Origin of the sequence: Enterobacter sp. ku-bf2 (assembly GCF_001742765.1) — a bacterium.
Taxonomy (GTDB): Bacteria; Pseudomonadota; Gammaproteobacteria; order Enterobacterales; family Enterobacteriaceae; genus Enterobacter; species Enterobacter quasiroggenkampii.
Genome location: NZ_MDVW01000012.1, coordinates 458,892 through 470,659 on the forward strand (window position 1 = coordinate 458,892; position 11,768 = coordinate 470,659).

Below are 11,768 nucleotides of genomic sequence, written 5' to 3' on the forward strand. Positions count from 1 at the left end.
CGTCTATGTTAAGGGTCTACCACTCAAATCGTCTGGATGTGCTGGAAGCACTGATGGAGTTTATCGTTGAGCGCGAGCGGCTTGACGATCCTTTTGAGCCTGAAATGGTGCTGGTGCAGAGCACCGGTATGGCACAGTGGCTGCAAATGTCGCTTTCCCGCAAGTTTGGCATTGCCGCGAATATTGATTTTCCGCTGCCGGCGAGCTTTATCTGGGAGATGTTTGTCCGCGTGTTGCCGGATATCCCGGAGCAGAGCGCGTTCAACAAGCAGGCCATGAGCTGGAAGCTGATGGCGCTGCTACCGGAAATGCTGCAGCACGATGAATTTGCCATGCTGCGTCACTACCTCAATGACGATACCGACAAGCGTAAGCTGTTCCAGTTGGCGTCGCGCACCGCCGATCTCTACGACCAATACCTTGTTTATCGCGCTGACTGGTTAATTCGTTGGGAAGCGGGCGAGTTGGTTGAAGGCCTGCCGGAGGCGCAAATATGGCAGGCCCCGCTGTGGAAAGCGCTGGTAGAGCATACGGAGAAACTGGGCCAGCCTAAGTGGCACCGTGCCAATCTCTACGATCGGTTTATCTCGATACTTGAAAATGCGTCGGAGCGCCCGGCCCGACTGCCGTCACGCGTATTTATCTGCGGAATATCCGCATTACCCCCTGTCTATCTGAAAGCGTTGAATGCGCTGGGTAAACATATTGATATCCATATTTTGTTTACCAACCCTTGCCGACAGTACTGGGGGGATATCCTCGACGAACGCTGGCTTGCGCGGCTGGTGACCCGCCAACGAAAACGCCTTTTTGAAGAACGATCCATCCCGCTGTTTAAAGACGGCTCGACGGCCGGGCAGCTTTTCGATGAAGAGGGTATTCAGAACCTGCCCAATCCGCTGCTTGCCTCATGGGGGAAGCTGGGACGTGACTACATTCACATGCTTTCAGACATCACTTCCTCAGGGGAAGGTGACGTAGATGCCTTTGTTGAGATCGCCCCGGACAGCCTGCTGCATAATATCCAGTTAGATATTCTGGATCTGGAAAACCGTGCCGTCATGGGCGTGACGGCGAACGAGTTCGAACGCAGCGACAATAAGCGAAAACTGGATCCTGACGATCGCAGCATCACGATCCACGTTTGTCACAGCCCGCAGCGTGAGGTCGAAGTGCTTCACGACCAGCTGCTGGCGATGCTGCAGGAAGATCCCGACCTGACGCCACGCGATATCGTGGTGATGGTGGCGGATATCGACAGCTACAGTCCCTTTATTCAGGCCGTTTTTGGCAGCGCAACGGGCGAGCGATACCTGCCTTACGCGATATCTGACCGTCGTGCCCGTCAGTCGCATCCGGTATTGCAGGCGTTTATCACTCTCCTGTCACTGCCGGATAGCCGGTTTATCTCCGAAGACGTCCTGGCGTTGCTGGATGTTCCCGTGCTGGCCGCACGCTTCAACATCAATGAAGAGGGCCTGCGCTACCTTCGTCAGTGGGTTAACGAGTCTGGCGTACGCTGGGGGATCGATGACGATAACGTTCAGGAATTCGAGCTTCCCCCTACCGGGCAGCACACCTGGCGATTTGGCCTGACGCGTATGCTGTTGGGCTATGCTATGGAAAGCAGCCAGGGCGAGTGGAATGAGGTGCTGCCTTACGATGAGTCCAGCGGGTTAATTGCTGAACTGGTGGGGCATTTAGCATCGCTATTAATGCAGCTTAACCGCTGGCGATATGCGCTGTTGCAGCCGCGTCCACTTGAAGAATGGCTCCCTGTCTGCAGGGCGTTACTCAATGATTTCTTCCTGCCGGACAATGACACCGAAGCGGCCATGGCGCTCATTGAAACCCAGTGGCAGGCTATCATCGACGAAGGCGTGAATTCTCACTACCACGAGGCCATCCCGCTCTCGCTGTTGCGGGATGAGCTGACGCAGCGGCTTGACCAGGAGCGAATCAGCCAGCGTTTCCTGGCGGGTCCTGTCAATATCTGCACCCTGATGCCCATGCGCTCTATCCCGTTCAGGGTAGTCTGCCTGCTTGGCATGAACGACGGTGTGTATCCGCGCGCGCTGCCGCCGCTGGGGTTCGATTTGATGAGCGCAAACCCTAAACGGGGCGATCGTAGCCGCCGTGATGATGACCGCTACCTCTTCCTGGAAGCGCTCATTTCCGCGCAGAGTAAGCTCTATATCAGCTATATCGGTCGTTCCATTCAGGACAACAGCGAGCGTTTCCCCTCCGTACTGGTGCAGGAGCTGGTGGACTATATCGGCCAGAGCCACTACCTGCCGGGAGATGAGGAGCGCAACTGTGATGAGAGCGAGCAGAGGGTGAAAGCCCATATCACCTGTTTCCACAGCCGCATGCCGTTTGACCCGGTGAACTATATTGCCAGTGAGCGCCAGAGCTACGCCCTTGAGTGGTTGCCGGCGGCGAAAAAGGAGGGGAATGCGCATACCGATTTCATTCAGGAACTTGCCCCGCGCCCTATCGACACTCTGACCTTCGAGCAGCTTCAGCGGTTTTGGGCGCATCCGGTGCGCGCCTTTTTCCAGCAACGACTGCAGGTCAACTTCCGCTCTGAAGAGAGCGAAATTCCTGAGGCAGAGCCGTTTACGCTGGAAGGTCTGGAGCGCTATCAGTTAAATCTGCAGCTGCTGAACGCGCTGGTTGAAGAGGAAGATGCCGACAAACTTTACCGCCGCTACCGTGCTGCAGGTCAGCTGCCCTACGGAGCGTTTGGGGAGATCGTCTGGGAGGCGCAGTGTCAGGAGATGACCGCCCTGGCAGAGCGCGTACGAGCGTGCCGACAGCCAGGCAAAAGCATTGAAATCGATCTCGACTGCAACGGGGTACAGCTCACGGGCTGGTTAACCCAGGTTCAGCCGGATGGGCTGCTGCGCTGGAGGCCCTCTATGCTCAGCGTTTCCCAGGGTTTGCAACTCTGGCTCGAACATCTTGTCTACAGTGCGGGTGGGCATAAAGGCGAAAGCCGGATTTTCGTGCGCAAAGAGGGCGAGTGGCGCTTCCCGCCGATGGAAGCCGAGCAGGCGTTAGGGTATCTCTCTTTGTACATTGAGGGCTACCGCCAGGGAATGAACAAACCGCTCCTGTTACTGCCGGAAAGTGGCGGCGCCTGGATAAAAGCCTGTTATGACGCGCAGAATGATGCGATGTTAACGGATGAGGCTTCGCTGCAGAAAGCACGCAGCAAATTTATGCAGGCCTACGAAGGAAACATGATGGTGCGGGGCGAAGGGGATGATGTCTGGTATCAGCGTTTGTGGCGAACGCTCGAGCCAGAATACCTGGAGGCTATCACGGAAGAGGCGCAGCGCTACCTGCTGCCGTTGTTTAAATTTAATCAGTCCTGAGTGTTGTATAAAAATTGCGCAGATAAGGGTGTTCATTTATGATGCATTTCTTATCACGGACTGATGTACCCAAAGAAAGAGATGTTGGCGTGTCCAGCACGCAGTTTGTTAATGATGTAGCCGTGATAAAGAGGTCGTAATGCCAGGCAGCACCTTGTTTAAAGCGTTTGTTTTGTTTATTGCCCTTTGGGCGCCCGTCACTCACGCAGACTCCGGTTGGCAACCCGTTCAGGAAACTATCCGTAAGAGCGAAAAGGATACCCGTCAATATCAGGCTATTCGCCTTGATAACGGGATGACCGTGCTGCTGGTTTCCGACCCGCAGGCGGTGAAATCCCTGTCTGCATTAGTGGTGCCGGTTGGGTCGCTGGAAGATCCTGACGCTCATCCTGGGCTTGCACACTATCTGGAACATATGACGCTGATGGGGTCAAAAAAATACCCGCAGCCAGATAGCCTGTCCGAATTTCTGAAGATGCATGGCGGCAGCCACAATGCCAGTACGGCGCCGTACCGCACCGCCTTTTATCTCGAAGTCGAAAATGATGCGCTGGAAGGGGCGGTCGATCGCCTCGCTGATTCCATCGCCGCGCCGTTGCTGGATAAAAAATACGCCGAGCGTGAACGCAATGCGGTGAATGCCGAGCTGACCATGGCCCGCACCCGAGACGGTATGCGCATGGCGCAGGTCAGCGCCGAAACCATCAACCCTGCGCACCCGGGCTCGCGCTTCTCCGGGGGTAACCTGGAAACCTTGAGCGACAAACCGAACAGCCCGGTGCTGGATGCCCTGCACGCGTTTCGCGATAAATACTACTCCGCCAACCTGATGAAGGCGGTCATCTACAGCAATAAACCGTTGCCAGAGCTGGCAGCCATGGCGGCCAAAACCTTTGGCCGGGTGCCGAATAAAAATATCGACCTGCCGCAAATCACCGTTCCGGTGGTCACGGATGCGCAAAAAGGCATCGTGATCCACTACGTTCCTGCCATGCCGCGTAAAGTGCTGCGCGTGGAATTCCGCATTGATAACAATACGGCGCAGTTTCGCAGTAAAACCGATGAGCTGGTCACCTACCTGATTGGTAACCGTAGCCCGGGTACGCTGTCTGACTGGCTGCAAAAGCAGGGGCTGGCGGAAGGCATTCGCGCCGACTCCGATCCGGTTGTGAACGGCAATAGCGGCGTGCTGGCGATCTCCGCGACGCTGACCGACAAAGGACAGGCCAACCGCGATGAAGTTGTGGCGGCTATCTTTAGCTACCTCGCTTTGCTGCGCGAGAAAGGCGTCGATAAGCGCTATTTTGATGAACTCGCGCACGTGCTGGATCTCGATTTCCGTTACCCGTCCATCACCCGCGACATGGACTATGTGGAGTGGCTGGCGGATACCATGATCCGTGTGCCGGTGGAACATACTCTCGACGCGGTGAATATTGCCGACCGGTACGATGCCGGGGCGGTAAAAGCCCGCCTGGCGATGATGACGCCGGAGAATGCCCGCATCTGGTACATCAGTCCGAACGAACCGCATAACAAGACGGCGTATTTTGTCGATGCCCCTTATCAGGTGGATAAAATCAGCGCTCAGACCTTCGCCGACTGGCAGAAAAAGGCCGGGGAGATTGCGTTGAAGCTGCCGGAGCTGAACCCCTATATACCGGATGACTTCTCGCTGATCAAAACGACGAAAGATTACCCGCACCCGGAACTCATCATTGATGAGCCCACGCTGCGCGTCGTGTATACCCCAAGCCGCTATTTCGCCAGTGAGCCTAAAGCCGATGTCAGCGTGGTGCTGCGTAACCCGAAAGCCATGAACAGCGCCAAAAATCAGGTGATGTTCGCGCTCAATGACTATCTCGCCGGTATCGCGCTCGATCAGCTCAGCAACCAGGCCGCCGTGGGCGGGATCAGCTTCTCCACCAATGCCAATAACGGTTTGATGCTTAATGCAAACGGCTATACCCAGCGCTTGCCTCAGCTTTTCCAGGCCCTGCTGGAGGGCTACTTCAGCTACACGCCGACGGAAGAGCAGCTTGAGCAGGCTAAATCCTGGTATGCCCAGATGATGGATTCTGCCGAGAAGGGCAAGGCTTACGATCTGGCCCTTATGCCAGCGCAAATGCTGTCGCAGGTTCCTTATTTCCAGCGTGAGGATCGCCGCGCGCTGCTGCCTTCCATCTCCTTAAAAGACGTGCTCGCGTACCGCGATGCGCTGAAAACCAACACGCGTCCGGAGTTCCTGATCGTCGGCAACATGAGTGAGGAGCAGGCCAAAACCCTGGCGGAGAATGTTCGCACTCAGCTCGGCTCTAAAGGCGACGAGTGGTGCCGCAACCAGGACGTGCTGGTTGAGAAAAAACAGAATGTGATTTTTGAAAAGGCGGGCAACAGCACGGATTCCGCGCTGGCCGCGGTCTTTGTGCCAACGGGCTATGATGAATTCGCCAGTTCAGCGCAGAGCGCCGTGCTGGGACAGATTATTCAGCCGTGGTTCTATAACCAGTTACGCACAGAGGAGCAGCTTGGCTACGCGGTGTTTGCCTTCTCCATGAACGTCGGTCGTCAGTGGGGGCTTGGTTTCCTGCTGCAAAGCAGCGATAAACAACCGGCGTATCTCTGGCAGCGTTACCAGGCTTTCTTCCCGCAGGTGGAAGCAAAACTGCGCGCCATGAAGCCGGAAGAGTTTGCCCAGATCCAGCAGGCCGTCATCGCGCAGGTGATGCAGCCGCCGCAGACGCTGGGTGAAGAAGCCTCGCAACTGAGCAAAGATTTCGATCGCGGTAATCTGAAATTTGATTCGCGTGATAAAGTAGTGGCCGAGATAAAACAGCTGACGCCGCAGAAGGTTGCCGACTTCTTCCATCAGGCGGTCATTAAGCCGCAGGGAATAACCATCCTGTCTCAGGTTTCCGGTAGCCAGAACGGGAAAACGGAGTACGTAAACCCGAAAGGCTGGAAAGTCTGGAAGAGCGTCAGCGCGCTGCAGCAATCTATGCCCTGGAGTAAGAAAGAATGACCGATACCGCTGAGTCCCTTGATCCCTTACGTTTACCTCTGCAGGGTGAACGATTGATTGAAGCCTCAGCGGGAACCGGAAAAACCTTCACCATCGCCGCCCTCTATCTGCGCCTGCTGTTAGGGCTTGGCGGCAACGCTGCTTTTCCACGTCCTTTGAGCGTGGAGGAGCTGCTGGTGGTGACCTTCACCGAGGCCGCTACCGCGGAGCTGCGGGGCCGTATTCGTACCAATATCCACGAGCTGCGCATTGCCTGTCTGCGTCAGAGCACGGATAACCCCCTCTACGCCAGCCTTCTGGAAGAGATTGCCGATAAGCAGCAGGCCGCCCAGTGGCTGCTGCTCGCTGAACGGCAGATGGATGAAGCGTCCGTCTTTACCATTCACGGTTTTTGCCAGCGCATGCTGAGCCTGAATGCGTTCGAGTCCGGTATGCTGTTCGAACAGCAGCTCATTGAAGATGAGTCCGTGCTTCGCTATCAGGCCTGCGCGGATTTCTGGCGTCGCCACTGCTACCCCTTACAGCGTGATATCGCCGAAGCGGTACATGCGTTATGGAAAGGCCCGGAAGCGCTGCTGCGCGCGATCGATCGTTATCTGCAGGGGGAAGCGCCGGTCATTAAATCCCCACCGCCGGCAGATGAAACCCTGGCCTCACGGCATGAAAAAATCATCGCGAAAATTGCGGATATCAAGCAAAAATGGATGGAGTCAGTCGGCGAGATTGACGCCATTATCGAAAATTCCGGGATTGACCGTCGCAAGTTCAACCGCGGCAATCAGGCAAAATGGATCGACAAGGTCAGCGCCTGGGCGCAGGAAGAGACGCGGGGCTATCAGCTCCCGGATGCGCTGGAGAAATTCTCCCAACGTTTCCTGGCTGAGCGGACCAAAGCCGATGGCATTGTGCCTGAGCATCCGCTGTTTGTGGCGATTGAAACCCTGCTGGCGGAGCCCCTTACGCTCAACGATCTGATGATCACCCGCGCCATGACCGAAATTCGTGAAGCCGTGGCGCGCGAGAAACGCCGCCGGGGTGAACTGGGTTTCGACGATATGCTGAGCCGCCTGGATGCGGCGCTGTGCAGTGAGAATGGCGAAGCGCTTGCCGCCGCGATTCGCACCCGCTTCCCGGTCGCGATGATTGATGAATTTCAGGACACCGACCCTCAGCAGTACCGCATTTTCCGCCGTATCTGGCGCCAGCAGCCCGACACCGCGCTGCTGTTAATCGGCGATCCCAAACAGGCCATCTACGCCTTCCGCGGCGCGGATATTTTCACCTATATGAAAGCCCGCAGCGAGGTTGACGCGCATTACACGCTCGATACTAACTGGCGCTCCTCTCCCGGCATGGTGGAAAGCGTCAACGCGCTGTTTAGCCGTATGGATACGGCGTTTATGTTCCGGGAGATCCCGTTTCAGCCGGTAAAATTTGCCCCGAAAAATGCCTCGCTGCGCTTCGAGTTTAACGGCGTGACGCAGCCTGCCATGAACTTCTGGCTGCTGGATGGGGAAGGCTGTGGCGTTGCCGACTATCAAAATGCCATGGCCCAGCACTGTGCCGCGCAAATCCGTGACTGGCTCAGTGCCGGGGCGCGGGGCGCGGCGCTGCTGTGGAAGGGGGATAACCCCACCCCGGTAAAGGCATCGGATATTACGGTGCTGGTTCGCAGCCGTCAGGAGGCCGCATTCATCCGCGACGCCCTGACGTTACTGAATATCCCCTCCGTCTACCTCTCGAACCGTGACAGCGTCTTTGAAACGCTTGAGGCGCAGGAGATGTTATGGCTGCTGCAGGCCGTGCTGGCCCCGGAGCGGGAAAGCACGCTGCGCAGCGCATTAGCCAGCGCGATGCTCGGACTGAACGCGCGCGATATTGATACCCTCAACAATGACGAAGCCGCGTGGGATGCCGTGGTAGAGGAGTTTGTGCGGTATCGCGAAAAATGGCAGAAGCGCGGCGTGATGGCGATGGTGCGCGAGCTCATGGCTCAGCGCCACATTGCGGAGAATATGCTGGCTACCGCAGGCGGGGAGCGGCGTTTGACCGATATTTTACACATCAGCGAACTCTTGCAGGAAGCGGGTACGCAGCTGGAGAGCGAGCACGCCCTGGTGCGCTGGCTGGCGCAGCAGATTGCCGATCCGAACAGCAATTCGTCCAGCCAGCAGATGCGCCTCGAGAGTGATAAACATCTGGTGCAGATCGTCACCATTCACAAGTCGAAAGGTCTGGAATATCCGCTGGTCTGGCTGCCGTTTATCGCCAATTATCGCGTGCAGGATCAGGCTTTTTACCACGATCGCGAGTCTTTTGAGGCGGTGCTCGATCTCAGCAACGCGGAGTCCAGCGTTGAGCTGGCAGAGGCCGAACGTCTGGCGGAAGATTTACGCCTGCTCTACGTGGCGCTAACCCGCTCGGTCTGGCACTGCAGCCTGGGTGTTGCGCCGCTGTTCAGGCGTCGGGGCGAAAAGAGCGGGGAGAGCGATTTTCATCTGAGCGCGCTGGGGCGGCTTATTCAGCAGGGTGAACCCAAAGACGCGACGGGCCTGCGCCAGTGCATCGAATCCCTTTGCTCTGAGCATGTTGCCCTGCATATTCCTTCGCTGCCCGACAACAGCCGCTGGCACATGCCAGAGCCGCAAGAGTCAGATCTCCATGCCCGTCGGGTGGTACGCACGATTGCCGACGACTGGCGCGTGACCAGCTACTCCGGCTTACAGCAGCACGGGCAGAGTATTGCGCAGGATCTGATGCCAAAACTGGACGTGGATGCCGCAGGCGCCGGTAGCGTACCCATTGAGCCGGTGCTGACGCCGCACCAGTTCCCGCGCGGCGCCTCGCCGGGCACGTTTTTGCACAGCCTGTTTGAAGAACTGGATTTTACCCAGCCGGTTTCCGAAGAGTGGGTGCTAAAGATGTTACAGAGCGGTGGTTACGACGCGCAATGGCAGCCGGTTCTCACCGACTGGATCCGCGCGGTTCTGCATGCTCCGCTCACCGCGCAGGGGATCTCGCTTAGCCAGTTGACCGCCAAAGATAAGCAGGTGGAGATGGAGTTTTACCTCCCCATCGCCGGCCCGCTCAGGGCCGAGGCGCTTGATGCGCTGATCCGCGAGTACGATCCGTTATCCGCCGGATGCCCGCCGCTGAACTTCCGCCAGGTGCAGGGGATGCTAAAAGGCTTTATCGACCTCGTTTTCCGCCACGACGGGCGCTACTACCTGCTGGATTACAAATCGAACTGGCTGGGCGAAAACAGCGAAGCCTATACCCAACAGGCGATGGCGTCGGCTATGCAAATGCATCGCTACGATCTGCAGTACCAGCTTTATACCCTGGCGCTGCACCGTTACCTGCGCCATCGTATTGCCGATTACCGTTACGACGCGCATTTTGGCGGCGTGATTTACCTGTTCTTGCGCGGCGTGGATGCCAACGACCCGCGTTCCGGCGTCTTTAGCACGCGTCCGGCTGTGGAACTGATTGAAAAAATGGATAACCTGTTTGCTGCAGGCACGGAGGAGGTGGCATGACGATGCAGGCGCTACTGCTGGACGCGGTTGAACAACGATTACTGCGCCACCTGGACGTGCAGTTTGCCATGATGGTGGCAGGCGAGGAGCCTGCCGTCATGCTTGCCGCCGCCATTCTGAGCAAAGACGCGGGGGAGGGGCACGTATGTCTGCCGCTGTCGCGTCTGGCGGTGGATGAGAAAATGCCTCCGGCTTTACAGGCGTGTTTCGCGCTGCTGGGTGACGCCGTGGACTGGCAGGCGATATTACGCCGTTCGCCTGCCGTGAGCGGAGCCGATACCGGGACGCCAATGATTCTGGTCGGCGAGCGTTTGTATCTTAACCGGCTGTGGCGTAACGAACTGACGGTGGCGCGCTTCTTCAGCGAGACCAACGCCCCGCTTCCCTGTGATGAAACGCGGCTCCGGCAAACGCTGGATGCGCTGTTTACCTCTGACGACGCGACAGACTGGCAAAAAGTGGCGGCTGCAGTGGCCTTAACGCGTCGGATCTCGGTGATTTCTGGCGGTCCGGGCACCGGGAAAACGACCACCGTGGCAAAACTGCTTGCCGCGCTGATTCAGTTATCGGGCGAGCAAAAGTGCCGTATTCGCCTGGCGGCCCCCACCGGTAAAGCGGCGGCGCGTCTGACGGAGTCGTTAGGCGGCGCGCTGCAAAAGCTGCCGTTAACCGGGGATCAGCTTGCGCTTTTCCCCAATGAAGCCAGCACGCTGCACCGTTTGCTTGGCGCACAGCCAGGCAGCCAGCGTCTGCGCTATCATGCCGGTAATCCCCTGCACCTGGATGTGCTGGTGGTGGATGAGGCGTCGATGATTGACCTGACGATGATGTCGCGTTTGATTGATGCGCTACCGCCGCACGCGCGCGTCATTTTTCTCGGCGATCGTGACCAGCTTGCCTCCGTGGAGGCGGGGGCCGTACTGGGCGATATCTGCACCTATGCCAGCCTGGGGTATACCGCTGAACGCGCCCAGGAGCTCGCCCGTCTCACCGGATGTACGCTCACCTCTGAAAGCCACTCGCTTGCAGGCGCGCTGCGCGACAGCCTGTGTCTGCTGCAGAAAAGCTACCGTTTCGGCAGCGATTCCGGCATCGGCCAGCTTGCGGCGGCCGTAAACCGGGGAGACAGGCACGCCACCTCCGCGGTGTTTGCCGGAACCTTTACGGATATTGAGAAAAAATCGCTGGAAAGCGGGGAGGCGTATCAGGCGATGCTGGATGACGCCCTGCAGGGTTACCAGCACTTTCTGACGGGCGTACAACAGCAGCGTCCGCCGGAGCAGGTCATTGCCGCGTTTGGTGAATATCAGCTGCTCTGTGCGCTGAGGGAAGGTCCCTTTGGCGTCCGGGGCCTGAACGACAGGCTGGAACAGCTGCTGGCGCAAAAACGCAAAATTAACCGTACCCCGCACTCGCGCTGGTATGAAGGGCGGCCGGTGATGATTTCCCGCAACGACAGCGCGCTGGGGCTCTTTAACGGGGACATCGGGATTGCGCTCGACTGCGGCCAGGGCCTGCGCGTCTGGTTCCAGATGCCGGACGGGAGCGTGAAGTCTTTCCAGCCCAGCCGCTTGCCCGAGCATGAAACCGCCTGGGCGATGACGGTGCATAAATCCCAGGGCTCCGAGTTTAACCACGCGGCGCTGGTCCTGCCCACGCAGCTTTCCCCCGTCATCACCCGCGAGCTGATCTATACCGCCATTACGCGCGCGCGTCAGCGCCTGTCGCTGTATACGGATGAACGCGTGCTGGTGCAGGCGATAGCCACCCGCACGGAACGCCGAAGTGGGCTGGGCGCGATATTTGAGTCCCTCTGAACGAACGCCC

4 protein-coding genes are annotated in these 11,768 nt (G+C 57.9%); all 4 read left to right on the forward strand.

Annotated features, from left to right (window positions below; genetic code table 11):
• Positions 1-5: 5 nt before the first annotated feature.
• Positions 6-3,380: an exodeoxyribonuclease V subunit gamma gene (gene recC, locus BFG58_RS14550; protein WP_069720007.1), complete on the forward strand. Its 3,375-nt coding sequence runs from the start codon at positions 6-8 to the stop codon at positions 3,378-3,380.
• A gap of 139 nt (positions 3,381-3,519) precedes the next feature.
• A complete protein-coding gene (gene ptrA / locus BFG58_RS14555) occupies positions 3,520-6,402 on the forward strand; it encodes a pitrilysin (RefSeq protein WP_069720008.1) in 2,883 nt (960 codons plus the stop codon).
• A complete protein-coding gene (gene recB, locus BFG58_RS14560) occupies positions 6,399-9,941 on the forward strand; it encodes an exodeoxyribonuclease V subunit beta (RefSeq protein WP_069720009.1) in 3,543 nt (1,180 codons plus the stop codon). The genes ptrA and recB overlap by 4 nt, the downstream gene beginning before the upstream one ends.
• Positions 9,938-11,758: an exodeoxyribonuclease V subunit alpha gene (recD, locus tag BFG58_RS14565; protein ID WP_069720010.1), complete on the forward strand. Its 1,821-nt coding sequence runs from the start codon at positions 9,938-9,940 to the stop codon at positions 11,756-11,758. Before recB ends, recD begins: the two co-directional genes overlap by 4 nt.
• Positions 11,759-11,768: the final 10 nt, after the last annotated feature.